The organism is Streptomyces diversicolor, from assembly GCF_057537855.1.
In genome coordinates this window covers 102,480-127,519 of record NZ_BAAJXA010000007.1, presented here as the reverse complement: position 1 = coordinate 127,519, position 25,040 = coordinate 102,480, and the positions used below count along the sequence as shown (strand labels likewise).

The following is a 25,040-nucleotide window of genomic DNA, read 5'->3' as shown; positions in this document are numbered from 1 at the left end:
CACCGCCGACGGGTCCGGTGCGCACCCGGCGCGGTCTTGCCCGCGCGCCGGCCCGCTTCAGGCGGCCGGCCACGGCCTGCCGTGCCATGGCACGACCGCACTGCGCGCCTGCGACAGTCGCGGCCCACGCGCAGGAGGGGCGGCTGCTGATACGCCGTGACCCGGTCCGAAGGCTGCGAGTTCATCTGGTCTCCATGTGATCGTCCGGCAAAGGTACGGCAAAGGTCCGGTCAGGCGGACAAAGTGCCGTTCCGGCGTGATCGAACGCCGGTATGCACAGACCGCACGAAAGAACCGCACCGTGTCCCTGCAGATCCTTGCCCGTTCGAGGGCACTGGTCCGGCTGTCGCCGGGCACCTTGGCGGCAGGGGTGACGCTGGCGGTCCTCACCGCCTTCGCGGGGCCCGTACCGTCCGCTGCCGCGCACCCGTTCGGACCGCCGTCCACTGCCAAGGTCAGTGTCCAGGGCTCTCGACTGCTGCTCGCCTGGAACACCGACAAGCTGGACTGGGTGACGCTCGGTCAGTCACTCGGTGTCTTCGACGGCAAGGGCGGCAGTTCCCCGGGCCTGTCCTTCGAGCAGAGGCTGCGGCGGTCGCCGGCCGTGCGGACGTATCTGCTGGGGCACATCACGGTCGGTCAGGCCGGCCGGCCCTGCCGGGGGACCGTGGCAGGGGCGATGGAGGACTTCGTGGCCCAGGGGGCTCAACTGGTCTTCGCCTGCCCGGCCCCGGTGGCCGAGGTGGACGTTACGATCAGCGCCCTCACGGACCTTCACCCCGCGTATCGGACCATGCTCACCTCCCAGGGCCCGGCCGAGCCGCAGCAGACGCTGTTCACCTCCGCCGAGCCGACCGCGCACGTGCGGTTCACGGCGTCGGGCGGAAGCGTCCGCAGGACGGTCGCGGTCTTCTCCGTCGGTACCGCTGTCGCCGCCCTGGCGATCGGCGGGTGGGCCTTGCGGCGGTGGCGCCGCAGGACGGCTGCCCGCGTCAGCGGCGCCACCCTCGCGGAACCCGGCTTCCCCGCCCCGTCCCCGGCGGCTCCGGGCGACCCAGATACGCAGGCCGTCACCAACGCCGTCACGGGCGCAGGTACGCGGGCTGTGACGACCGCTGGCACCGGCTCAGCTACAGAGGCCCTGACGACTGCTGACACCGGCTCAGCTATAGAGGCCATGAGGACTGCTGACACCGGCTCAGCTGCACAGGCCGTGACGACTGCCGGCACCGGCGCAGGCACGCACGTCGTGACGAGAGCCGACACGGGCGCAGGTGCGCAGGCCGTGACGATCGCCGACACCGGCGCAGGCACCAGGAGTGACACATGACAGGCATCGGACGTGCCGACAACCACCTGATAGCCCTTTTCGACGGCAACGCGCTCTTCTGGGTCGCCTTGATCGTCGCGCTCGGTGTCGGCGCGGCCCATGCCGTCGCCCCGGGCCATGGCAAGAGCATCACCGCCGCATACCTGGTGGGAACGCGCGGACGCTACAAGGACGCGGTACGCCTCGGCGTGATCGTTGCCACCATGCACACCTTCTCGGTTCTGGTGCTCGCGCTGCTGTGGGTAGGGGTGAGCAGCACGGCGGTCAGCACCAAGACCGCCACCGCGTGGATGCAGGCCGTGGCCGGGGCGGTCGTCGCGCTCGTGGGGATGAGCCTGGTCTACCGGCAGCTGCGCCGCCGTGGGCATTCCCACGGGCACAGCCACTCCGACCGGCCCCACCACGAGCACGGCCACTCCCATGAACACCATGACCATGAGACCGCCGCGCAGGAGGCCACCGCCCACGCCCACCACCACGTGGAGCAGTTGGTCAATCCGTGGTCCCGCCAGGGCCTTGTGGCACTGGCGCTCTCCGGCGGACTGCTGCCGTCGCCGTCGGCGTTCCTCATCTTCGTCAGCGGTCTGCTGACGGGACGTGCGCTCGGCGCCCTGGCCATCGTGATCACGTTCGGTGTCGGGATGGCGCTGACCCTCACGGGAGTCGGCGTGGCCACCCTCCGCGGCTTCACCGTCCTGGAGCGACAGTTCCGTGGCCGTACGGCCGCCGCCAGGCTCAGGGCCTGGACCCCGCTTCTGGCCGGTCTGGCGGTGGTGACGGCGGGCTGTCTCTACGTCGTCGCCGCGGTGTCCACGCTGACGGACGACGGGGACGACCTGGTGCCGTCCTCCAGCACGGCGACGCTGCCGTAGCACTCGGCGCGTCCGACACACCTTGCCCCGGGCTGAGTCCGATGGGTTCGTCCCGCACGCCGAAGCAGCGCTGAAGTCCCGCGACAGGAGCACGCGACGCCGCGTCGTGCCGGACGATGCCCCTGGCTACCCGTCGGGACACCCGGCGTCGAAGGCCGCCTCGTCGATGTGCCGCATCTCGAAGACGGGTGGGGCGGGCGGCTGCCGGGACGAGTCCCAGGCGCCCGCCGCGTCGAGATACGCGACCTTGAGCAGGGCGCAGGCGTCGACCGTCGTGCTCTGCTCCGTGTCGCCTGCCGTCGTCGTGGCGGCGGCGGAGGACCGGCCGCCGGAGCTCCGGTCGCCGGCCGGCGGTGCGGCCGTGGAGGAGTCGCAGGCCGAGGCCGCAAGGGTCAAGGACACGGCCAACAACGCCGTCAGGGATGTGCGCTTCACTTCTGGTCCCCCCAAGAGTCGAACCAAACCGCCGGGTTGATGCGGTGGACCGGCCAGCCGGCGTCGGCCATGGCCGCGGCCACGACATCGGCGTCAGGGCCCTCGACGAGCGCCAGTACGAATCGGGCGTTTCCCTGTGCGCCGGCGCCAAGGCGACCGGATCGCCGTCGGGTCAGGTGCTCGCCGCCATCGATCGAAGGGGGTGTTTCCCCCTACTGAGCGCCCCGCCCCCGCCGTGCCATCTCGGCGCCGAGTTCGGCGCGGCTGGAGATGTTGAGCTTCTGGTAGACCCGGGCGAGGTTCGCCTCGACGGTCTTCGGGCTGATGAACAACGCGTCCGCGATGGCCCGGTTGGTCCGGCCCTCGGCAGCGAGTCCCGCCACCCGCTTCTCGGTGGGAGTCAGCTCCGGTGAGGCCGGCGTCCGCCCCCCGATCCGGGCGAGTTCGGCCCTGGCCCGGCGTTCGAACGCCGCCGCGCCGATCGCGGCGAACTCGGCGGCCGCCCCCTCAAGCGCCGTACGCGCGGCGCGTCTGCGCCTGGCCCGCCGGTGGACCACCCCCGCCACCAGCAGGCAGCGGGCGCGATCCAGCGGCAGCACATGCCCGGGGACCGCGGCCCTTGCCTCCTCAAGCCTGCCGACCGCCTCGGCGGTGTCCTCGCCCTGGGCCGCGGCCAGCAGGGCCCGGCTGCGCGCGAGACCCAGCGTCGTCCACGGGCGGGGCAACCGCTCATGCCGTTCGGTGAGCCGGTCGAGTACACGGTGGGCCGTCTCCAGGTCGCCGACGGCGGCGCACGCCTCGATCCAGTCCGGCTCGAACCGCTGCGACAGCGGCTCGACCAGGCCCGTCGCGTCCGCCTCGGCGGCCAGCGCCCGATATGTCTGCGCGGCGTCGTCCGTACGGCCGTCGGACAGGGCGGTGAACGCGCTCAGGGCGAGGTGGATCCGGCGTGCCCACGGGTCGCCGACGGCCTCGGCACGCCGCAGTCCCGCCTCGGCGACCTTCCTCGCCCCGGCCACGTCGCCCCGGTGTGCGTCGAGCAGACCGGCCAGCCAGGTCTCGCCCACCAGGCCGGTGCCCAGTTGTTCACCGAGATCCCGCGCGACGGCGATGGCACGGGCGGCGGCGTCGTAGCGCCCGGCCACCAGCTCCGTCTCGCCCAGGTGTGCCAGCAGCTCGTGCTGTCCCGGTTCGTCACCGAAGGCGATCGCCTGGTCCAGCATGGTGTGCAGGCGGGTCCTGGCCATGCCGTGCTCGTCGACGGACCTCCACCAGATCGCGGGGATGGTGCCGCCCAGCCAGGACGGGCGCTCGCCCTCCAACGCCAGGGCACGCTCCAGCAGTTCGAGCCGGGGCGGGTGGCCGCCGCGGACCTCGTTGAAGAACAGGTGCAGCAATGACCCTGACAGCAGCTCGACATCCTCGGGTGCCGCGTCGGCGAGCAGTTCGCAGGCGGCCCGCGCATGACGCCGTGCCGGTTCGGGCGCGTCGTGGAACAGACTCAGATAGGCGTGGATGCGACCGGCCAGCGGTGCGGCGTCGGGTGCCGCGGCCAGCGCCCGTTCCGCCGTCTCGGCGGCGACCGAGAGCGGTTCGTCGGCGCTCCAGGCCACTTCGGCGCGCAGCAGCAACGCCTCCGCCTTCAGGTCGCCGTCGCCCGCATCGGCGACCTGGCCGGCCGCCGTCGCCGCCGCGCGGTAGTCGCCGCTGTCATAGTGACAGCGGGCCGCCGCCAGTCGGCGGCGGTTCTGACCCGCGGTGAACTGCGGGGGTGTCAGCCGAGCGGCCTGTTCGTGGAGTCCGGCGGCGATCTGCGGGGCGCCCCGGCGTCGCTGCCGCTGCGCCGATGCCGCGAGTTCGGCGGCGACGGCGGCGTCCGGTGCCACCACGCACAGCGCGAGCTGACGGGCCCGCTCGTCCGGATCGGCGACGATGTCGGCCAGCCGGCGATGCAGCCGGCGGCGCAGTCCCGCAGGCATGTCCGCGCGGACCGCCGCCGCATAGAGCGGGTGACTGAAGTGCACCGCGCCCTCGGCGACGGTCAGCAGCCGGGCGTCCTCCGCCGCGTCGAAGGCGGTGGGGTCCACACCGGCGGCCCGCAGATCGGACAGGCTCGCCACGGACAGCAGGGCCGCCAGCCGGATCGCGTCGAGGCCGGCCGGCGGCAGCCTGCTCACCGTGTCGGCCAGCACCCGTGTCATCGTGGCGGGGAACGGCAGGTCCTCGCCGGGAGACGGCAGCCGGGGCAACCGCAGTACCGCGCGGGCCAACTCCAGCGCCAGCAGCGGGTTGCCGCCGGAGTCCCGGGCTATGCGTGCCAGCAGCGGGCGGCTGAGCGTCACGTCCAACCGATCCCGCAGCATGTGGTGCAGCGCCCCCACACCGAGCGGTTGCACATCGATCCGGCGCATACGTCCGGCCAGCCGGTCCAGTTCCAACGGTGTCCGGTCGGCGGCCTCGCTGCGGGCGCTGACCAGGATCGCCAGCCCGGGAACCCGTCGCAGCGCATACCTCAACGCCCGTTCGCTGGCCGGGTCCAGCCACGGCGCGTCGTCCACCGCCACCATGACCCGGCGATCCGAGGCCGCGGCGTCCAGCAGGGACCGTGTGGCCGCGGCCAGCGCCCGCTCGTCCACGGCGGTGCCGACGCTCGCGGTGAGCAGCGCCGCCTGCGCCGCCGCCCGCTGAGGGCCCGGCAGATCGGCCACCCGCTGGGTGAGCGGCCGCAGCAGGTCGGCCAGGGCCGCCAGCGCCAACGACGATTCGGACTCCGCGGGCGCGCACGTCAGGACCAGCCGGCCCGCTTGCCGTGCCCGGTCCACCAGTGCGCGCCAGACGGCGCTCTTGCCCACCCCGGCCGGCCCTGCGAGCAGCACGGGATCGCCTTCGGTGAGCGACGCCCATGCCTGTTCCAGCACGGCGTCCCGACCGAACACCAAAGCCATGCGCCCAGCATAGTGTTCGGCGCCCTCCCGCAGGCCGCCGCGAAGTTCCCGACGGGCCTCAGCCGCGCAGCCCGACCGGCCAGGGCGAAGGAACCCTTGGAACGGATGTCATGACGAACCGGGTTCGCCGCGCTCGCCGTCTGCCCGCTTATCTCGGCGTGCGCATCTCCGCACCGAGCGATGCGCACCTCCGCACCGAGCGATGCGCGCCTAGCGCACGGAGTGGTCCGTTCTGCCGCCGTCGGCACCGCGTCGGCGCGGGGAGTCGCCGCGCCGACCGATCGCGCCGGGCCCGATGTCCTCGTAGCCCTCTTTGCGCAGCCCGTAACGGTAGGCCCACTCGGCCACCAGCCGCAGCAGCCGTTTCATCCCGGGGACGGCACCGAGGGCCTTGAGCAGGAGCGCCGGGGGAGCGCCGTCGGCGCCCGCCGAGTTCGCGGCGAGGTGTTCTCCCGCCAGCGCCAGCAGGTCCGGGACGGCGCCGCGGGCAAGGTGCGCGTCGGGCGCCCACATCCGTGAGCGTGCCACGGCGTCGTTGTCGGCCACCTCGGCGTGCTCGACGTCGATGAGCAGCGCGAGGTGCGGGGGCGTCCCGCGCAGCGCCATCGTCTCCAGCAGCGCGGGATCGTCGGTGATCGTGCCGCGACCGCGGACGTGCAGCACACCGCTGCGCCCCAGGACGAGCGCGGCGAGCGAGAGCCGGTCGTCGTGCAGCAGGTTGTGGAGCGTGTCGGCGCGCTTGTTGCCTTTGCGGTCGGGGATGACGAGCGTGCGGCCGTCCAGGATCCGCGTCACCGTCTGCCGGTCTCCGCGCGGACTGGTGTCGCTGCCACCGGACGAGTCCCAGGTGGACAGTGCGAGAAAGGGCGCAGCGGCCAGGAACGCGGCGACGCCGGGCCGGCACAGGGGCCCGTCCCCCGCGATCCCGGCGGCGGGCCCGGCCGGGGCGGGCGGCTGCCACAGGCGGGAGCGCAGGACGGCCTGTGCGCAGTGCACATACACCTCCTCGATGTCGACGGTCGTCTCGGCGCCCCTGCGCCGGGCCGCCGAACCGTTGACGCGCAGGACCTCCCTGATGCCCGGCAGGAGGAAGAAGAACGAGACCGGACCGTGCGGGTCGCCGGAGTCGGGCAGTGAGAACGAGATCCGCGTCGGCGAGCGGACACGTGTGAACCCCGGGGTGCCGCCGATGAAGGTGGTCCTGCTGGTGCCGTCGGCCTCCCGGTAGCCGAAGGCCGCGACGGGACACCGGGCGAGGACGGCCCGGCAGCCGTCGTCGAGGGCGCCGATCTGCTTGAGGCCGATCGCCGGCGCCGGGCGGCCGACGGCTGTCTCCACCTCGTGCGCCGTCGTCAGCCGGCGCGGGGTGTGCGACTGGTCTGCTTGCTGCACGGGGAGTCCTCTCAGCCGGGGGCGGACCGGCCCAGACGCCAGTAGCCGAAGAACGAGATGTCACGCTTGGGCACGCCACGGTCGTCGACCAGATGCCGCCGCACCGTCGTGGCCAGCCGGGACTCGCCCGCGACCCAGGTGTAGAAACGGCCGGGCGGCAGCGACGCGCGGCGTACCGCGTCCAGCACCAGGGTGCCGGGCCGCAGCCCTTCGTCGTCGCGGCTGAACCAGTGGACGCGGACGCCGGCGCTCGCCTCGAAGGACCGGATGTCGGCGGCGGTCGCCACCTCCAGATAGACCTCCGTGGCCAGCGAGGGCGGTGTTCCGTCGAGGATCGACAAGATGGCGGGCAACGCGGTCTCGTCACCGACCAGCAACTGCCCCTCGGCGTACGCCGGCAGCCGGTACATGGTGCCGATGTCGAAGATCCCCGCCTGCTCGCCCGGCTCGGCCCGGCGCACCCAGGACGACATGGGGGAGTCGCCGTGCAGGGCGAACTCGATGTCGATCTCGTCATCCGCGGGCCGCGCGCGCCGGATCGTCAGGTTGCGCACCCACGGGCGGACCGACTTCGGCAGCAGCATCAGCTGGGCGATCCAGGCGTCGTTGGAGACGGTCGGCATCCGTAACGCGCTCTGTCCCTCCCGGGGGAAGAACAGGCGAACGGCCTGGTCGTTGCCGACGACGGTGAGGTCCCGCACGGCCGGGCCGCCGAGGGTGACGCTCGCGAAGCCCGGAGTGAGGAACCGGCGGCGCCGCACCTCCAGCGTGATCATCGTGCGCGACTCAGGCAGCCGCACCTTGGGGATCACGGCCCACCACCCACACCGGGAACGGGCTTGTTTCCGCAGTTCATGCCACTATTCTGAGCAATAGCTCAGCTCTTTGGCTACTCGCTTTCCGCGCCCCGGAAGGAGCATCGGATGCCGTCGGCCGACCGCCGTCTTCAGCCACGTCGCAAGCCTCGCCAGGTGCGCGCCGAACTCACCCGCGAGCGCATCCTCACCGCCGCTGCTCACGTTTTCGCCGAGCACGGCTACGCCGCCGGCACCACCAACCGCATCGCCGAACGCGCCCGTATCTCCATCGGCTCGCTGTACCAGTACTTCCCGAACAAGGACGCCATCCTCGCCGAGCTGCTGGTGCGGCACATCGACCGCGGCAGGTGGACACAGGCCGACCAGCTCGATCTGTCCGCCGGGAGCCTGGAGGCGGCGGTGCGGGCACTGGTCCGCGACGCGATCGACAACCACCGCGACGACCCGCAGCTGCTCCGGATCATGATCGAGGAGGCGCCGTTCTCGCAGGAGTTGATCGAGACGATCGAACGGCACGGCAGGATGCGCGTGGGTCAGGTGCGCGACCTCCTCGCCAGGCACCCGGATGTCCGCGTACGCGACCTCGACACCGCGGCCGAGCTGATCGTGGGCACGGTGGAGATGAACACGCACAAGCTCATGGCCGACCCGCGGACCATCCGGGTCGAGACGTTCGAGAACGAACTCGTCGACATGATCACTAGGTATCTGCGCGGCGATCGGTAGCCGCACGCGCCGAGTTCAGATGTCTCCGCGCGGGCGAGGCCCGCGGGGGTCGGGCATGGTGGGTCGGCCGCCGCTGCCGCCGAGGCCGTCACGATCAGCCGGAGTGGTCCGGACCTCGGTGTCTGCCGGTCCTCGCCGCTCCTCGTGGGCGAGGCAGGCGATGGCGCCTCCGGCGAGCACGGTGCGCCTGCGGCCGTCGGACAGGCGGTGGCGGACCCGGTAGGTCTCGTCCTTGGTCAGGTTGTGCAGCCGCAGGCGGGGCTCGGCACCGGGGGCCAGGGCCGTGCGGAGGTTCCCCAGGCGCAGCCGGTCGCCCATGTCGATGCGGTCGTAGTCGCCCGGGTCGTCGAACTCCAGCGGCAGGACGCCGAAGTTGGTCAGGTTCTGCCAGTGGATGCGGGCGTAGGACTTGGCGACGACCGCGCGCAGCCCGAGGTGGCGGGGGGTGATGGCGGCGTGCTCGCGGGAGGAACCCTGGCCGTAGTTGTCTCCCGCGACGACGAAGTGCGTACCGGGACGGCCGTGGGCGGCCAGCTCGGCGGCGCGCCGCGGATAGCCGGGGTCGATCCGGGTGAAGGTGAACTCGGCGAGTCTCGGGATGTTCGAGCGGTACGGCAGTGCCTTCGCCCCGGCCGGGGAGATCTCGTCGGTGGAGACGTTGTCGCCGCAGGTGAGCAGGACCGGGCCCGTCAGTTCGTCCGGCAACGGGTCGAAGTCGGGCAGCCCGGAGATGTTGGGGCCGCGTTCCAGCTCGACCAGGGCCGCCTCCTTTGGCGGCGGCGGGGGCTCCAGCATGGCGCGGTTGACCGAGGCACGCTCGGGCAGCCGCAGGTCCGGGTACGGCACCGCCTCCTCGGCCGCCCACGCGCGCGGGTCGGTGATCGTACCGGTGAGGGCGGACACGGCGGCCGTCTCCGGGGAGCACAGCCACACCGCGTCCTGCTCGGTGCCGGAACGGCCGGGGAAGTTGCGCGGGAAGGTGCGCAGGCTGTTCCGGCCGGGTGCCGGTGCCTGCCCCATGCCGATGCATCCCAAGCAGCCGGCCTGGTGGATACGGGCCCCCGCGGCGATCAGCTCGAACGTGGCGCCCGTCCTGGTCAGGTCGGCGAGGATCTCGCGTGAGGTGGGGTTGACGTCGAAGCTGACGGCCGGGTCGGTCTGGCGGCCGGCGACGATGGCCGCGGCGACGGCGAAGTCACGCAGCCCCGGGTTGGCGGAGGAACCGATGACGGCCTGCCCGATCGGCAGGCCCGCTACCTCGCTCACCGGTACGACGTTGCCGGGCGAGGTGGGCCGGGCGATGAGCGGTCCGAGCGTGTCCAGACGGACCTCCTCCGTCAGGTCGTAGACGGCGTCCGGGTCGGCGGCCAGCGCACGGAAGTCGGCCTCGCGGTCCTCGGCGCGCAGGAATGCACGCACCGCGTCGTCGGCGGGGAAGACGGAGGTGGTGGCGCCCAGCTCGGCGCCCATGTTGGCGATGACATGCCGGTCCATCGCGGTCAGATGCGCAAGGCCCGGGCCGTGATACTCCAGGATCCGGTTGACCGCGCCCTTGACGCCGTGGCGGCGCAGCAGCTCCAGCACCACGTCCTTGGCGCTCACCCAGGCAGGCAGTCGGCCGGTCAGGCGGATGCCCCAGATCTCCGGCATGGTCACGTGCAGGGGCCGCCCGGCCATGGCGAGCGCGACCTCCAGGCCGCCGGTGCCCAGGGCGAGCATGCCGAGCGAGCCGGCCGCGCAGGTGTGCGAGTCGGACCCGGCGAGCGTCCTGCCGGGGATGCCGAAGCGTTGCATGTGGGTGGGGTGGGAGACGCCGTTGCCGGGCTTGGAGTACCAGATGCCGTAGCGGCGGCAGGAGGAGCGCAGGAAGGCGTGGTCCTCGGCGTTGCGCTCGTCCGCCTGGAGCAGGTTGTGGTCGACGTACTGGACGCTGACCTCGGTACGGACCCGGTCCAGGCCAAGGGCCTCCAGCTCCTGCATCACCAGGGTGCCGGTCGCGTCCTGGGTGAGCGTCTGGTCGATCCGCAGCCCGATCTCCCGGCCCGGCTCCATCACGCCGTCGACCAGATGATCGGCGATGAGCCGGTGCGCCAGCGTGCCGTGGGAGACGGTGCCGGGGGAGGGCCTGCCGCGCGAGGGCGTGCCGTGGGCGAGTGTGCCGTGCGAGAGCGTCACAACGCCCACGCTGCGCGCTCGGCCCGGGCCCGGCAAGCCGGAGCCATGCACGTCACGCTCCGTGCGGGAGCGCTGACCGCGAGACGCACCCGGGGTGGTGCGGAGTGGGGGGACGGTGCCGTCACGGACGAGCGTGTCGTACCTGCGAGCGGAGCACGACACGCTCATGTTCTCAACGACGGGTGCCGCGGGTGATGCCGATGGTGAGGCCCATGGCTGCCAGCCCCAGCAGAAGGGTGACAGCGCCGAGCCAGCAGTTGTTCCATACGATGCCCGCCCGCGCACCGTGGGTGGCGGTGACCACCCAGGGGGAGATGATGAGCCAGACGCCGAGCGGCGCGATGGTCCACACCAGGCGGAACATCCGCTCCGGAACGAGCGTCAGGCCGAAACCGATCAGGCCGACGGTGATGCCGACGATCAGGTTGTTCACAGTGATGTTGGGCTGTGCCGAGAAGTGGACGACCCAGGGCGAGATCGCGGCATACACACCGGCCAGGAGGATCAGTCCCTCAAGGACGATCGCCCTGCCCGAGGAGGCCGTGCGTTCGAGTCGCTCCCGCATCTCTGCAATCTCGGGGTGTCCCGTCATGCCCGTGGAGTGCTCCGTGGAGTGCTGTGGATACGACATTGCTGCCGTCTCCTCTCCATGAGGAGATGTCTTTACATATGAGCGGCTTCCCGACTTCAGTGTGGTTAACCGGGCATATCCGACAGACGTGGTGTGAGATGCATCACCAGCTCACCCGTCCCGGGGTTCGGGGGCGCCGGGCGTCAGCACCCGGCGCAGACCGCCGCGGCTCGTCACACCTGTCTTGCGGTAGACCCGATACAGATGGTTGTCCACGGTCCGTACGGTGATGCCCAGCCGATCCGCGACATCCCGACTGCTCAGACCCGCCGCGGCGAGCCTGGCCACATCGCGTTCCCGGTCGGTCAGCTCCGGGGACCAGCAGGCCAGCACGGCGGGCGTCGCCACCCCCTCGCAGCGGCGCGCCAGGCGGTGACAGCGGTCGGCGGCCCGCTGGGCGGACGACGAGTCACCCGTTCCCGACCACAGCCGGGCGGCCTGCGCGGCGGCCTCCGCGGCGTGCAGATCCAGGCCGCCCGCCTCGTACGCGCCGCAGACCCGCACCAGGGCGGCCGCGTCGCGGGCCGCGAGCGCCGCGGCATGATCGGCGTAGACGGCGATGTGCGGAGCGTCGCAGACGGCGACGAGTTCGGCGAGCCGGCGGGCAACGGTCGAGGACCGCCCGAGGCGCACCGGGATGTGCAGCAGCTCCGCCTCCCACAGCAGGGCCCGCCGGTCACGGGCGTTCGCCGCTGCGCGCACCGCCTGCCGCACGGCGTCGTACCCGCGCCCCTGGGCGACCAGGATCCACGGCCGGGCCATCTGGAACGCCGGCACATCGAGGATGCGATAGGACTCCACGCGCGCCAGGTGTGCCTCATCGAGCAGGGCCCGTGCCTCGGACACATCACCGAGCAGCGCCTCGATGGCGGCCAACTCCCCGAAGACCAGCGCCTGCTGCCCCCAGGTGGTGTCCTCGCGCAACGTCGAGGCGGCCTCCCGCATATGCCGCCGCGCCGACCGGAGCCGCCCCCGGCGGGCGGCGATCCGGCCCAGGAAGAACTGCCACGCGCCCTGATTGCCGACCCAGCCGGACTCCCGCGCCAGCCGGTACTGGGTGTCGGCGGTCGCCTCGGCCTCATCCAGCCGCCCCGCGAAGGCCCGGGCGTTGGCGAGCCAGCTCACCAGCCCCACCCCGATCATGGGTATGTCCTGCTCGCCGTCCCCGGCCGCCAGCATCGCGAGGGCCGACTCGGCCAGTTCGAGCGCCGCGCGCGTCCGTCCGTGCGCGAAGTGCGCGACGCATTCGGCGTAGCGGGTCCTCACCTCGGTGGCGGGGCCCGGCGACGGGTGCCGCCGGGCGCGCGCCAGGTCCCTTTCGTACGCCGGCCAGTCGGCCTGGGTGGCAGCCAACACCGCCTGAAGTCCGGCCAGTTCGGATTGCGCCGCCGGGTCGTGCAGGGCGCTCTCGGCGCGGCGCAGCAGGTCGAGTGCGTCGTCGGGCCGGTCCAGCGACAGATACATGTTGGCCGCCCGCAGCTGTACCGAGCGCACCTCTTCGCGTGCGGACGCGCCGGTCACGGGCAGTCCTCCGTGCACCTCCTCGGCCTGCACACCGTCCCCGGTGTGGCCGAGCGCCGCGGCCAGCGCCCGCCGGGCGGACGGCCCGCCCCCTGCGGCACAGGCCGCCTCGGCGAGCCGGGCCGCCAGCGCGAAGTCCATGGTGCGCAGGGCGTTGTCCGCCGCGGCGAGCAGAAACCGCGGATCGGTGTGATCCCCGGCGGCCAGCCGCCAGGCGCCCACGCGTGCGATGTCCCCTCGCCGGCGCAGGCCCGTCCGCTCGACCGCCGCGGCCAGTTCCCGGCAGCGGCGCCGCCGCCGGTGGGGCGGCGTCGTGCGGCGCAGAACCTCTCCGTAGAGGGGGTGTGCCAGCCGGAGCAGGGTGCGGCGGCCGTCCTCCTCGCCGAGGAGGAGACCACGCCGGTCGAGCGCTTCCACGACTGCGGGATGCGTGAGGTGTGCGAGGACGGCCCCTCCGAGCGGCTCGCCGAACGCCAGTAGTTCGGCGGCGCGTTGCTCGTCCGCCCCGAGTCGCCCCATACGGTGGCTGACCAGGTCGGTCAGCTCCGTCGACAGTCCCAACGGACCCCGCCAGCGCCACACCTTCGCGACGCGTGCCAGCGTCCCCGCGGCGCGGCCCGCCTCCACGAGCTGGCGCAGCCAGAGCACATTGCCGCCGCTGACCTGCCAGAGCCGATGGACGCTCGCGGTCTCCACCTGCCCGGCCAGTGCCCGCTCCAGCAGGTGGCGGACGTCGTCCTGATCCAGTGGCGGCACATCGACACGCGTGCAGTAGTCGCCGCGCAGCAACGCCTCCACGGCGTCCGGCACCGGGACACCGGAGCGCGCGGTGAGCACGGTCCGGGTACCGCCGCGCACGGCCAGGTGCAGCAGCAGGGCCGCCGAACCGTCGTCCAGGAGATGGGCGTCGTCCACGAACAGCGTCCGGCCGTCGTCCGCGTCGGCGAGGACCGCGTCGGCGAGGACCCGCAGCAGGTTGGGCCGCCCGCCGGTGGCCGGAAGCGATGCCGGCAGCAGGTGTGCGAAGGCCCCGAACGGGATGCCCGCGGTGCTCGCGGTGGCCGCGACCACCAGCACCCGTCCCGTGGCCGACCTCGCCAGCAGTTCACGGGCCAGCCGTGTCTTGCCGACCCCCGGCGGACCCATGATCACAACGCCGGACCCGGCCGGACCCGCCAGCAGCCGCGTCAACTCCGCCAGTGAACCGTCCCGGCCGGTGAACGGCCACGAGCGGTCGAGGACCGCGCCAGGTCTGTGGTCCGGTGCGTTCTCCCGATCCGTCATCAGCAGCCACTCCGCACAGGTCGGCCCGAACCGTCGGGCAGGCTCAAGTCCGCAAATTGAGTAACACGTTACTCACGACCGGGTGCCGCCCCACAGGTACGTTCTCGCCGTGCCCACGGGTGACAGCCGGGACCGGCTCCCCGGTCACCCGCGCACAGGGGCAGGGGAATTCAGCAATCCGACGCGTGCAGTCGACACTGCGTTGCACCCGATCTACCCAGAGGGGTCACATGCGTGACACACCAAGCACCTACGCCCGGCTGGCCCGATTCGCTCGGCGTGCCACCGCCGCGTCGGCCGCGGCGGCCGCACTGGTCACGGGCCTGCTGGCGACGGGCACACAGGCGAACGCGGCCGACCTGCCGTACGGGCCGTACACCTGTGTGAACGGCTACGTCTGGCGCGAGGCCGTACCGTCCGACCTGGTCTGCGTCACCCCGCAGATCCGCTCCCAGACCGCCACGGAGAACTCACTCGCCGCCTCGCGCCGCGAGCCCGGCGGCGGCCCCTACGGGCCCGACACCTGCAAGCAGGGCTACGTATGGCGCGAGACGAGCCCCGCCGACCATGTGTGCGTGCCGCCGGCCGGCCGCGACCAGGCCCGCGCCGACAACGCCAACGCGCCCTGGAGACTGGTCGATCCGGGTGCCACGCCACGCGGCGGTGTGTCGGTGTTCACGGAATACGGCTACTCGACCGGCGCCTACCTGACGGCCACCGGCAGCGGCCTGTCCCCGAACGGCACGGTGTCGTTCTACGCCGTCGGCATCAGCACGACCGGTCCCTTCTCGCTCGGCCAGTTGACCGCCGACGCCACCGGCCGCATCCAGGGCTACCAGACCGTCGGGTTCATCAGCTGCCGCAGCGGCGTCACCCAACCCGCCACCGTCGTGGTCCTGGACCGCAGGTCCGGCCTCGTCACCACGGCCGGGACCACGGATGCGTTCCGCAGCTGCGGCTGAGCACCGGACGGTCCGGACCGTGCACGGCACGTCGCGGCGGGCGACATACGGGCCGCCCGCGCAGCGCGACGATCAAGGAATGTCCCCTGGACTCCGTCCTCCGCGCTCGAAGGAGAAAGCAGATGACGACGACCATGTACTTCAGGACCGCTGGGATGATCGCGGCGACCGCGGCGGCCATCGGTGGATCGCTCCTGTCGGCGCCGACCGCCTCGGCGTCGGACCCCGCGTCGGCAGCGCCTCACGCGGCCTCCCCGACGCCGTCGGCGGACACGGCGGCCTCGGGGTTCGGCCTCTACCTCGCGAACTACAACAGCGGCAAGTGCCTCAGCCCGGCGGGCGGGGGTGTCCTGAACAACACGCCCACCGTCATCTACAACTGTGACACCGACCCGTCGCGTTCCTGGTATCTGGTGAACAAGGGAAACAACATCTACCAGATCCTGAACCTGAACAGCGGCAAGTGCCTGAGCCCCGCCGGGGGAGCCGGCACCAACAACACCGAGACGGTCATCTACAACTGCGACGACCATCCGTCGAGACTCTGGTACTTCGTCGACAAGGGCAACCTCAACTACCACCTCGTCAACTACAACAGCGGCAAGTGCCTCAGCCCGGCGGGCGGGGGTGTCCTGAACAACACGCCGACCGTCATCTACAACTGCGACACCGACCCCTCGCGCCTTTGGTACCTCGTAGCCCAGTAGCGAGCTTGAGCGACCCGGTCCCGGCACGCCCTCGGCGGCCGGGCCGTCGCAACGCCCCACACACGACCGAGCTGCCTCGGCTCCCTCGCCCCGGCCGCCGGCCCGGCGCATTGTGCATGTCGCGGCGCGAGGCGCGTACGGTCGTACACCGGCGGAGTGTACGATCGTACGCATGCCGCCGAAATACTTCGCCGACGACCCGCGCACCAACCTGGAACGCATGCTCGCGGGCGACCTCTACATCGCCGACGACCCCGAGATCGCGCGCAGGCAACAGCGCGCCGTGCAACTCGCCGCCCAGTACCAGGCCACGCACCTGGAGGATCCGGGCAAGGCCCGGCCGGTCCTGGCGGAGCTGCTGGGTTCGGTCGGCGAGGACGTCGAGGTGCGCCCGCCGCTCTACGTCGACTACGGCAGCAACATCACCATCGGCGCCCGCACCTTCGTCAACTACCACCTCACCGCGTTGGACGTCGCCGCGATCACCATCGGCGAGGACTGCCAGATCGGGCCCAACGTGCAACTCCTCACACCCACCCACCCGGTGGAGCCGCAGCTGCGGCGTGACAAGCTGGAGGCCGCGCTGCCCATCACGATCGGGAACAACGTCTGGCTGGGCGGCGGCGTGATCGTCTGCCCCGGCGTGACCATCGGGGACAACAGTGTCATCGGCGCGGGCGCGGTGGTGACCAAGGACATCCCCGCCGATGTCGTCGCCGTCGGCAACCCCGCCCGCCCGATCCGGACCCTCCGGGAACACGACGCAGATGGCCACCGGACACGCTGACCCGCAGCGCCGCGAGCGCATCCTTGCCGCGACGCTCGACCACATCGCGGAGGTGGGTGTGGCCGGTGTCTCCCACCGTAAGATCGCCGCCCGCGCCGCCGTCCCCCTCGGCTCGATGACCTACCACTTCAGTGGCATGGACGACCTCCTGCGCGCAGCCTTCACGCGTTTCGCCGATCAGATCGCGGCCGTCTTCGAGGAGTACCTGAGCCGCGCCGAGGGGCCCGAACAGGCGCGTGAGGCCGTCACCGACCTGGTGCACACGCTCTCCGACGGGCCCCGCCGCGACCTGATCCTGACCCAGGAGCTCTACACCCTCGCCGCCCGACGGCCGGAGTACCAGGAGCTGACCCAGGCATGGATGCGCCGCAGCAGGCAGCTGCTGGAACGGCATTTCGACCCCGACACCGCACGTCAACTCGACGCGCTCATCGAGGGACTCGCGCTGCACCGTGCCCTGGACAACGGCGCACCGCACGGCCGCGCACTGACCAGCCAGGCGGTCGTGCGCATCACCACCGCCTGACGGCGATCCCCGAGCGGCCCGTCTCGTGTCCGAGGAAAGAGCGGGAAGTGTGCCGCCCTCGGTCGGTGCCGAGCTGAGCGTTCTGCGCTGCGGCCGGCTGTGGCTGACGCCGGCGACCTGCGCGATGATCACTGGTGGGGTGCTGTGCAGCTACAGCGTCATCTCCCCGCTGCTGACCGAGCGCGCGGGTCTGTCCGCGACGGAGCGTGCCGTTCGCCCTCATGGCCTTCGGCGTCGCCGCGCTGGTGCGCGCCCGGGTCGGTACCTGAGCTGTCGGGCACGCCGCCCGCTTGACGGGCGTTCGTTCCCCGCGGGGACGCGTCCGGCTCGGGGGGCGATCGCGCTCACCGCTGCCCCTCCGCCTTCAGCGCCCGCTCCTCCTTGGCCGTCGCACGCCGTTCGCGCGCCGCCGTGCGGTCCCACCGGGCCGGGACGAGGGCCGTCAGCATCAGGAACGCGGTCAGGGCGAACGCCCAGGGATAGCCGGTCAGGCCGGCCACCGTGCCGAAGCCGACCGCGCCGATGCCCATGCCCGCGTCGTAGGCGACATTCCACAGCGCGCTCACCGTCCCGTACCCGGAGGGCGGGACGCGGGAGTACATCAGCGTGATGGTGGCGCTCTGCGTGATGCCGAAGCCCGCCCCGAACACGGCCGCACCCACCACGACCGCGACGGGAACGCCCGTCAGGGCGACAACGAGGATGCCGGCGGCCGAGACGACCAGTCCCGGCACGACCAGCCCGGCGGCTCCCCGCCGGTCGGCGCGCCGACCGGCGAACCAGCGGGATGCGGTCGCGGCGGCCGGTTGCACGAAGAGCGCCGCGGCGACCACGCCGGAGCGGCCCGGCGCCACGGCCAGTGGCAGAAAGGTGACGACGATCCCCGCGCCCACTGCCGTCGCCGCGAACACGGCCGTGGGCCGGCCGAGCGCACCGGAACGTGCCCCGGCGAAGATCCCCAGCGGCGGCCCCTGCGCCGCTTCCCGGCCGGGCAGGCCCCAGACGGCGGCGACGGAGACCAGGGCGACCAGCGCCGCCGCCCAGTAGACGGGCTCGTACCCGGTGTGCGAGGCCAGCCAGGCTCCGAGCGGCAAGGCCACCAGGGACGGCACACCGGCCATGACACCGATCAGAGCCAGCCCCTCCCCGCGCCGTTCGGGCGGGATCAGTGACGCCGTCAGCGCCCCACCCGCCACCAGCGTGAACGCGAAGCCGAGCCCCCGGACAAGGCACACCGCCACGATGCACGCCATGCTCTGCGACACCGTCAGGGCCAGGGCCGGAGCGCCCAGCAGCAACAGCCCCGCCCCGAGCATCACGCGATAGCCGCAGCGTGCGGCCAGCCAGGGGGCGATCAGCTCGCCGGCCACCGTGGCCAGCATCAGCACACCGGTGACCAGGCCCGCCTCGTCGCTGCCCCGGCCCGGCACGCTCTGCACGTACGCCGGTACGACGGACAGCAGCAGGTAGAAGCTTGCCGACGAGCCGACGACCGTCACGAAGCGCAACAGCAGCGGGCGGGTCACCAGACGCGGCCGCGCCTCGGCAACTCGGCGTTCAGGACCAGCGGATGAGGCCATGCACCGAAACCTAAGGGACACAGCCGCCCGAACGCCCGTGTATTCCAAGCCTGTAGGGGTGGCCGCCGAGGCCCTGAAGAGGGCTCAGGGTGTGCGGGTGCCGCGTGGGGGTCTTGACCAGAGGCCGAGCAGGGTCGGGAGCGCCCGCCGTCCATGGCGCGGGAAGGCGTCAGCCGCGCGGGCTGCTCAAGGCGGTCCGCGCGGCCGAGGGGGCTCGGTGAGGTGCGCCGCGGTTCGACGGCGCCCCGAAGGGGCGTGCGGCCGTATCGGTATCGGCTGTGCCGCGCGGGCCCGGCCGGCCACGACGGTGCCGCAGACGACCGACGGCACAGCGCGGCGTTATCCAGCGGAGCGCTCAGCTCGTGGCGCGCACCGCGTCGAGGATCAGCTGGGCGACGGCCCCTGGCTGGGAGACGGCGACCGCGTGCGAGGCACCGTCGATCTCGACGGTCGTCGCCCCGGCCCGCTGGGCACCGAAGCGTTCCACCTCGGGGTTGATCGCCTGGTCCGCGCCGGCGATGAGCGCCCAGGAGGGCTTGGTCTTCCACGCCGCCGCCGAGGCCGTCTCCTCGAACGCGCCGGCGGCCAGCGGGCGCTGCGCCACCGCCAACACCTTGGTGACGTCGGCCGGGACGTCCGCGGCGAAGATGGCCGGGAACGCCTCGGCCTCGATGGTGACCTCGACGGCGGGCTCAGCGCCCTCGACGGGGTACGTCGCCTCCTTGAGGTTGCTCACGAGCGCCGAGAGAGGGAAGCGGCCCTGGAGTTCACCAAGGCTCTCGCCCTCTTCGAGCGCGTAGGCAGCGACGTACACGAGTCCGACGACGTTCTCCGTGGTACCGGCCACGGTGATGAGCGCACCACCGTAGGAGTGGCCCACCAGGACGACCGGACCGTCGATCTGAGACGCCACGGAAGCGATGTACGCGGCGTCCGAGGCCAGTCCGCGGAGCGGATTGGGCGGCGCCACCACGGCGACGCCGTGCTCCTGAAGCTCCGCGATGACCCCCGACCAACTGGCGGCGTCGGCAAAGGCTCCGTGCACCAGGACGACCGTCGGGGCGGGCTTGGTGGCCATGTGTGTCTCTTCTCCTTCGTTGCTGGCGAGTGTGGGCCGTCGGGTCAGCCGGCGTGCAGGGCCGCGTGCAGCGTGCGGGTGGCCAGGGCGATGGCGGCCTGTGCGGCGTGGGTCTCGCGCAGGGCGTTGAGCATCACGAAGTCGTGGATGATGCCCTGGAAACGCACGGCGGTGACCGGCACACCCGCCTGACGGAGCTTGTTGGCGTATGCCTCCCCCTCGTCGCGCAGTACGTCGGCCTCGCCGGTGATGACCAGCGCCGGGGGCAGGCCCTGCAACTGCTCGGTGGTGGCGCGCAGCGGGGACGCGGTGATCTGTGCCCGCTCGGTCTCGTCGGTCGTGTACTGGTCCCAGAACCACTGCATGCCGTCGCGGCGCAGGAAGTAGCCGGTGGCGAACTGGTGGTAGGAGCCGGTGTCGAAGTTCGCGTCGGTGACCGGGTAGAACAGCACCTGCTGGACCAGCGGGACGCCACCGCGTTCCTTGGCCATCAGAGTCAGCGCGGCCGTCATGTTGCCGCCGACCGAGTCGCCCGCCACGGCCAGCCGTGTGCCGTCGAGGCCCTTGCCCGCGCCCTGCTCCACGATCCACCGCGCGACGGCGAAGTTCTGCTCGATGGCGACGGGGTAGCGGGCCTCCGGTGACAGGTCGTACTCGGGGAAGACGACCGCGGCGTTCGCGCCGACGGCGAGTTCGCGCACCAGGCGGTCGTGGGTGTGGGCGTTGCCGAAGACCCAGCCGGCGCCGTGGATGTAGAGGATCACCGGCAGGGTGCCGGTGGCGCCGGCGGGCCGGACGATGCGGACGCGCACGGAGCCCGTCGGGCCGCCGGTGACGCTGATCCACTCCTCGTCGATCGCCGGCTTGTCGACCTCGCCGGACTGCACCTCGTCGACGGCCTTGCGGCCCTCGGCCGGCGCCAGGTCGAAGAGGTAGGGCGGGTTGGCGGTGGCCTCCGCGAACGCGGCTGCCGCGGGTTCCAGCACCGGCTCGACCGGCGCGAGGGCATCAGACATGCGCATCTCCTGTGATTCATCGGGCGCGGCGGCCGTTCCCGGAACGACACGCGTCGTCGTACCGGACACTCCGGCGCCGCTGCACCGAACCGTAGGCGCTGCGCGCACACGGCAGTTTTCCGCGAGCGCCCCTTCGATGTCCCCACAGCGCACGAGGCTCCCCGGCCTGTCCGTCGGCCGAGGGCACAGCGCCTTGTCGAGCTACGACGACTGAGGCCACCACGGGGCGCTCACCGCAGGTCCGCCGCACGCCGCGACGAGTTCCGCTGCGAACGCCACGGCGGTCTCCTCGGGCGCCGAAGCGCCGAGGCCGAGCCCCACCGGCGCGCGCAGCCTCGCCAGGGCCGCTCGGGACACGACCGCCTCGGCGAGGTCGCCGGGCGCCCCTCGGGCGGGGTCAGTGATCCGCCGGATTCCCGCGCGGCTTGATGCTCGCATGGGGCAGGGCCGGTGCGGGCAGGCGGTCCCCGGGATAGCCGTCGACGGCGCCGAAGCGTTCGGCGGAGTTCTGCCAGTCCTCACGGGCCTTCACGATGTCCTCGTGGCTGCGGCCGATGAAGTTCCACCACATCACGATCTCCTCCCCGAACGGCGTCCCGCCGAGCAGGACCGTCCGCGCGGGGCCGTCCGACTCGTTCGTCAGGGTCAGCGCGCCGGGACCCGAGTGGACGTAGCCCAGTTCGGCGGAGCGCACGAGGACGCCGGCCAGCCGCACCTCGCCCCGATCGACCAGGAGGCCGTGCTCGAATCCGGGGTCCAGGGCGAGCGTGACGGACGCGTGGGGCGCGAGCACGATCTCGGCGCCGAGCAGGGGAGTGAAGGTCGGCACCGGTGAGGTGACGCCGGCCAGCGAGCCCAGGAAGACCCTGATCTCCGCCCCGTCGACGTGTACCGGGTCGGGGACGTGGTGCCGGAAGTCGCGTGCGGTGTGCCGGTGCTCCTCGGGCAGCGCCACCCACAGCTGGACCCCGTGCAGGACGGTGGTCCGCGCGGTGGAGACCTCCGAGTGCGCGATGCCGTGACCGCCGGTCATGAGGTTCAGCTCACCGGGCCGTACGAAGGCGTGGCTGCCCAGGCTGTCCCGGTGCTCGATCTCCCCGCTGAACAGCCAGCTGACGGTCTGGAGCCCGGTGTGGGGATGCGGGGCGACGTCCATGCCGCCGGTTTCGGAGACGTCGTCGGGACCGTAGTGGTCCGCGAAGCACCAGGCCCCGATCAGGGTCCTGGCCCGCTGGGGCAGCGTGCGCCGCACGGTCATGGCCCGCGGGCCACCGAGGGGCACATCCCGCGGGGTGAGCACATCGACTCGGGGCGCCTCGTCCCGCCGCCCGCCGTCCGCCGCCGCGCCGCACGGCACCTCGACGGGCCTCGTCTCGACATTGCTCATGGTGGACCGCCTCTCAGCCACGTAATTGTTTCACATTCAACCACTAACCGGGCCCGGGACCATAGCCGGGCCCGGGACCCCCGGGACCGTAGCCAGGCCCGGGACCGTAGTCACGGTTCGCCGACCGGCAACACCCCGTGCGCTCGCCGGCAATTCTCCCCGGCCCGGCCGCCGTACGGTCATTGCCGCCGTGATCCGCCGGCACCCGGCGGACGAACGGAACGCAGCAGAAAGTCGCGGACAGGGGGCGGCATGGGACAGCATCACACCGGTGCCGCGGACGAGGGCCCGATCGTCTGCGCGACGACCGTCCTCGTCACCGTGGCCGACGATCCGCCGGTGCCGCTGCCCGCGCAGTTCCGCTACACCGTCACGGACCCCTACGCCGTGTGCCTGTCCTTGGGCGCCCCCTCCGCCCCCTCCTCCCCTTCCGTCGACTGGGTCTTCGCCCGGTCGCTCCTCGCCCAGGGCCTGTGCCGGCCCGCCGGGTCCGGGGACGTGGTGGTGATCCCACGGCACCGCCGCCATCCGGACACGGTCGGCGTCCTGCTCAGGACACGACACGGGGCAGCGGTCCTTGAGGTCGCCGCCCGCGCCGTCACGGCCTTTCTGCACCGCACCGACGCCCTGGTCCCACCGGGCACCGAGCACCGCCACATCGATCTGGACCGCGTCGTCGAACGCCTCACGGCCGGCCGCGAATGACCCGCCCGCGACCGTACGGTCCTGCGCGGAGTGCCCGATGAACCGGACCGGCGCTGACGCCCGCGGCACACGGCGGGCCGTCCTGGAGACGGTCGTGGCGCCGCCGGCCGCGCTGTTCCGGGGGCCGCACGGCACCTCGGTGACCGCCGTGCGGGAGCGGCACCCCGCCTGTCCCCCCGGCCACGGACCGCGGTCGTCCCCCCGGCCACGGACCGCGGTCGTCCGCCCGGCCGCCGTCCGCGGTCATCCGCCCGGCCCCGGCCCCGGCCCCGGTCGCGGACCGGACCGGTGGCGGTCCGCCGGCGCACGTCGGGGCGGGCTCAGTCGAAGCGCAGATCGGAGAGCTGCCGTTCGAGCGCGGTGACGTCGTCCTCGGGGGCCGGCCCGGCAGGACGCGCAGCCATCAGTGCGGCCAGTTCGCCGCCCGCCCGCCGGATGCGTCCGGGCAGTCCCTCCGTGTACGCGTCACCACCCGAGCCCCAGTCCTCGGACGCCGCGTACACCGCGGTGGGGACGACGGCCGCGCGCAGGTAGGAGAACAGCGGGCGCAGCGCATGCTCCAGGACCAGGGAGTGGCGGGCCGTCCCGCCGGTCGCCGCGATCAGGACCGGCTTGCCGGTCAGGGCCTCCGGATCGATCAGGTCGAAGAAGGATTTGAACAGTCCGCTGTAGGAGGCGGTGAAGACGGGGGTGACCGCGATCAGACCGGCGGCCCCCGTCACCGAGTCGATCGCGGCGGCCAGCGCGGGCGGCGGGAACCCGGTCACCAGGTTGTTGGCGACGGCGACGGCCAGCTCGCGCAGTTCGACGACCTCGGTCTTCGTATCCAGGCCCCGGCCGGCCAGCTCGCCGTGGGCCGCCTCGGCCAGACGGTCCGCCAGCAGACGGGTGGAGGACGGGGTGCTCAGCCCCGCGGACACGGCGACGAGCTTCATGCGGCGTCCTCCCCCTTCGAGGCCGCCGCCGCGGCGACCCGGGCCGCGTGCGTCGGCGCGTCCGGCACGTCGGTGGGACGTCCCTTCGCGAACTCCTTGCGCAGCACGGGCACCACCTGTTCGCCGAGCAGGTCGAGCTGTTCCAGCACGGTCTTCAGGGGCAGGCCCGCGTGGTCCATCAGGAACAGCTGCCGCTGGTAGTCGCCGACGGTCTCCCGGAAGGACAGCGTCCGCTCGATGACCTGCTGCGGGGAACCCACCGTCAGCGGTGTCTGCTCGGTGAAGTCCTCCAGGGACGGGCCATGGCCGTACACCGGGGCGTTGTCGAAGTAGGGGCGGAACTCCCGTACGGCGTCCTGCGAGTTCTTCCGCATGAAGACCTGGCCGCCGAGCCCGACGACGGCCTCCTCGGGGCGGCCGTGCCCGTAGTGGGCGTACCGCCGCCGGTACAGCTGCACCATCCGCCTGGTGTGCTCGGCCGGCCAGAAGATGTTGTTGTGGAAGAAGCCGTCGCCGAAGTAGGCCGCCTGGTCGGCGATCTCCGGCGACCGGATCGAACCGTGCCAGACGAACGGCGGTACGCCGTCCAGCGGACGCGGAGTCGCGGTGAAGCCCTGAAGGGGGGTACGGAACTTCCCCTCCCAGTCCACCACGTCCTCGCGCCACAGCCGGTGCAGCAGCGCGTAGTTCTCCCGGGCGAGCGCAATGCCCTGCCGGATGTCCTGCCCGAACCACGGATAGACGGGCCCGGTGTTCCCGCGCCCCAGCATCAGGTCCACCCGGCCGTCCGCGAGGTGCTGGAGCATCGCGAAGTCCTCGGCGATCTTCACCGGGTCGTTGGTGGTGATCAGTGTCGTCGCGGTGGACAGGATCAGCTTCTCGGTGCGGGCGGCGACATAGCCGAGCATCGTGGTCGGGGACGACGGCACGAACGGCGGGTTGTGGTGCTCACCGGTGGCGAAGACGTCCAGGCCCACCTCCTCCGCCTTGAGCGCGATGGCGACCATCGCCTTGATGCGTTCGTGCTCCGGTGGAGTACGGCCTGTGGTCGGATCGGTCGTCACGTCCCCGACCGTGAAGATGCCGAACTGCATGAATCCCTCTTCTTCCGGCAAACGTGTGACGTCGGGAACGTTAGGCGCCGGTCGCACGCTCGGCATGACTGTGCGTGCACGGGAATGAGTCCTCCAGTGCCCTGTTCCCGCATGTCGGCGCCGTTCGCCGTGCT

The 25,040-nt window shown here is 72.3% G+C and carries 22 protein-coding genes; 8 read left to right on the top strand and 14 right to left on the bottom strand.

Annotated elements, in window-relative coordinates; translation table 11 throughout:
* Window positions 1-301: 301 nt before the first annotated feature.
* Together AC27LF_RS10415 and AC27LF_RS10410 are read left to right on the top strand one after the other, a co-directional pair.
* Complete coding sequence (locus AC27LF_RS10415; RefSeq protein WP_479662702.1) at window positions 302-1,330, top strand: hypothetical protein; 1,029 nt, start codon at window positions 302-304, stop codon at window positions 1,328-1,330.
* Window positions 1,327-2,202: a nickel/cobalt transporter gene (locus tag AC27LF_RS10410; protein ID WP_479662701.1), complete on the top strand. Its 876-nt coding sequence runs from the start codon at window positions 1,327-1,329 to the stop codon at window positions 2,200-2,202. The genes AC27LF_RS10415 and AC27LF_RS10410 overlap by 4 nt, the downstream gene beginning before the upstream one ends.
* Before the next feature lie 126 nt (window positions 2,203-2,328).
* On the opposite strand, the gene AC27LF_RS10405 is transcribed toward AC27LF_RS10410, so the two are convergent.
* The 4 genes from AC27LF_RS10405 to AC27LF_RS10390 form a co-directional block, all read right to left on the bottom strand.
* Window positions 2,329-2,637, bottom strand: coding sequence for a hypothetical protein (locus AC27LF_RS10405; RefSeq protein ID WP_479662700.1), 309 nt, complete (start codon window positions 2,635-2,637; stop codon window positions 2,329-2,331).
* 212 nt (window positions 2,638-2,849) lie between these two features.
* A complete protein-coding gene (locus AC27LF_RS10400; RefSeq protein ID WP_479662699.1) occupies window positions 2,850-5,582 on the bottom strand; it encodes a helix-turn-helix transcriptional regulator in 2,733 nt (910 codons plus the stop codon).
* A gap of 210 nt (window positions 5,583-5,792) precedes the next feature.
* Window positions 5,793-6,974 (bottom strand): pyridoxamine 5'-phosphate oxidase family protein, encoded by a 1,182-nt coding sequence (locus AC27LF_RS10395; RefSeq protein ID WP_479662698.1) that lies wholly within the window; start codon window positions 6,972-6,974, stop codon window positions 5,793-5,795.
* A gap of 11 nt (window positions 6,975-6,985) precedes the next feature.
* Entirely contained in the window at window positions 6,986-7,786 is an 801-nt protein-coding gene (locus AC27LF_RS10390) for a siderophore-interacting protein (RefSeq protein WP_479662697.1), read from the bottom strand.
* A 111-nt stretch (window positions 7,787-7,897) separates the two neighbouring features.
* Between AC27LF_RS10390 and AC27LF_RS10385 the strand changes: the two genes are divergently transcribed.
* Window positions 7,898-8,518 carry a TetR/AcrR family transcriptional regulator gene (locus tag AC27LF_RS10385; RefSeq protein ID WP_479662696.1) on the top strand — a complete coding sequence of 207 codons (621 nt, stop codon included), beginning with the start codon at window positions 7,898-7,900 and terminating at the stop codon, window positions 8,516-8,518.
* Window positions 8,519-8,533: 15 nt separating this feature from the next.
* On the opposite strand, the gene AC27LF_RS10380 is transcribed toward AC27LF_RS10385, so the two are convergent.
* The 3 genes from AC27LF_RS10380 to AC27LF_RS10370 all read right to left on the bottom strand — a co-directional run bounded on the left by AC27LF_RS10380 (window position 8,534) and on the right by AC27LF_RS10370 (window position 14,129).
* On the bottom strand, window positions 8,534-10,612 hold the full coding sequence (locus AC27LF_RS10380) for an aconitate hydratase (protein WP_479662792.1): 2,079 nt from the start codon (window positions 10,610-10,612) through the stop codon (window positions 8,534-8,536).
* A gap of 253 nt (window positions 10,613-10,865) precedes the next feature.
* Window positions 10,866-11,324, bottom strand: coding sequence for an SPW repeat protein (locus tag AC27LF_RS10375; RefSeq protein WP_479662695.1), 459 nt, complete (start codon window positions 11,322-11,324; stop codon window positions 10,866-10,868).
* A gap of 111 nt (window positions 11,325-11,435) precedes the next feature.
* Window positions 11,436-14,129 (bottom strand): helix-turn-helix transcriptional regulator, encoded by a 2,694-nt coding sequence (locus tag AC27LF_RS10370; RefSeq protein WP_479662694.1) that lies wholly within the window; start codon window positions 14,127-14,129, stop codon window positions 11,436-11,438.
* A 230-nt stretch (window positions 14,130-14,359) separates the two neighbouring features.
* On the opposite strand from AC27LF_RS10370, the gene AC27LF_RS10365 reads away from it, so the two are divergent.
* From AC27LF_RS10365 to AC27LF_RS10350, 4 genes are all read left to right on the top strand, one after another.
* Window positions 14,360-15,091: a hypothetical protein gene (locus AC27LF_RS10365; protein ID WP_479662693.1), complete on the top strand. Its 732-nt coding sequence runs from the start codon at window positions 14,360-14,362 to the stop codon at window positions 15,089-15,091.
* Between the two features lie 122 nt (window positions 15,092-15,213).
* Complete coding sequence (locus AC27LF_RS10360; RefSeq protein WP_479662692.1) at window positions 15,214-15,798, top strand: RICIN domain-containing protein; 585 nt, start codon at window positions 15,214-15,216, stop codon at window positions 15,796-15,798.
* Window positions 15,799-15,970: 172 nt separating this feature from the next.
* Window positions 15,971-16,585 carry a sugar O-acetyltransferase gene (locus AC27LF_RS10355; RefSeq protein ID WP_479662691.1) on the top strand — a complete coding sequence of 205 codons (615 nt, stop codon included), beginning with the start codon at window positions 15,971-15,973 and terminating at the stop codon, window positions 16,583-16,585.
* Entirely contained in the window at window positions 16,566-17,111 is a 546-nt protein-coding gene (locus tag AC27LF_RS10350; protein ID WP_479662690.1) for a TetR/AcrR family transcriptional regulator, read from the top strand. Before AC27LF_RS10355 ends, AC27LF_RS10350 begins: the two co-directional genes overlap by 20 nt.
* A gap of 344 nt (window positions 17,112-17,455) precedes the next feature.
* Here AC27LF_RS10350 and AC27LF_RS10345 read toward each other — a convergent pair whose 3' ends face one another.
* From AC27LF_RS10345 to AC27LF_RS10325, 5 genes are all read right to left on the bottom strand, one after another.
* Window positions 17,456-18,691 carry an MFS transporter gene (locus tag AC27LF_RS10345; RefSeq protein WP_479662689.1) on the bottom strand — a complete coding sequence of 412 codons (1,236 nt, stop codon included), beginning with the start codon at window positions 18,689-18,691 and terminating at the stop codon, window positions 17,456-17,458.
* A 355-nt stretch (window positions 18,692-19,046) separates the two neighbouring features.
* Window positions 19,047-19,769: an alpha/beta fold hydrolase gene (locus AC27LF_RS10340; RefSeq protein ID WP_479662688.1), complete on the bottom strand. Its 723-nt coding sequence runs from the start codon at window positions 19,767-19,769 to the stop codon at window positions 19,047-19,049.
* A 44-nt stretch (window positions 19,770-19,813) separates the two neighbouring features.
* Window positions 19,814-20,785, bottom strand: a complete 972-nt coding sequence (locus AC27LF_RS10335; RefSeq protein ID WP_479662687.1) for an alpha/beta hydrolase — start codon at window positions 20,783-20,785, stop codon at window positions 19,814-19,816.
* A 201-nt stretch (window positions 20,786-20,986) separates the two neighbouring features.
* Window positions 20,987-21,223 carry an XdhC family protein gene (locus AC27LF_RS10330; RefSeq protein WP_479662686.1) on the bottom strand — a complete coding sequence of 79 codons (237 nt, stop codon included), beginning with the start codon at window positions 21,221-21,223 and terminating at the stop codon, window positions 20,987-20,989.
* A complete protein-coding gene (locus tag AC27LF_RS10325; protein ID WP_479662685.1) occupies window positions 21,183-22,172 on the bottom strand; it encodes a pirin family protein in 990 nt (329 codons plus the stop codon). The genes AC27LF_RS10330 and AC27LF_RS10325 overlap by 41 nt, the downstream gene beginning before the upstream one ends.
* A gap of 252 nt (window positions 22,173-22,424) precedes the next feature.
* Between AC27LF_RS10325 and AC27LF_RS10320 the strand changes: the two genes are divergently transcribed.
* Window positions 22,425-22,877: an SsgA family sporulation/cell division regulator gene (locus AC27LF_RS10320; protein ID WP_479662684.1), complete on the top strand. Its 453-nt coding sequence runs from the start codon at window positions 22,425-22,427 to the stop codon at window positions 22,875-22,877.
* A gap of 320 nt (window positions 22,878-23,197) precedes the next feature.
* Here AC27LF_RS10320 and AC27LF_RS10315 read toward each other — a convergent pair whose 3' ends face one another.
* Entirely contained in the window at window positions 23,198-23,812 is a 615-nt protein-coding gene (locus AC27LF_RS10315) for an FMN reductase (RefSeq protein ID WP_479662683.1), read from the bottom strand.
* Complete coding sequence (locus tag AC27LF_RS10310) at window positions 23,809-24,906, bottom strand: LLM class flavin-dependent oxidoreductase (RefSeq protein WP_479662682.1); 1,098 nt, start codon at window positions 24,904-24,906, stop codon at window positions 23,809-23,811. The genes AC27LF_RS10315 and AC27LF_RS10310 overlap by 4 nt, the downstream gene beginning before the upstream one ends.
* Between the last annotated feature and the right edge of the window lie 134 nt (window positions 24,907-25,040).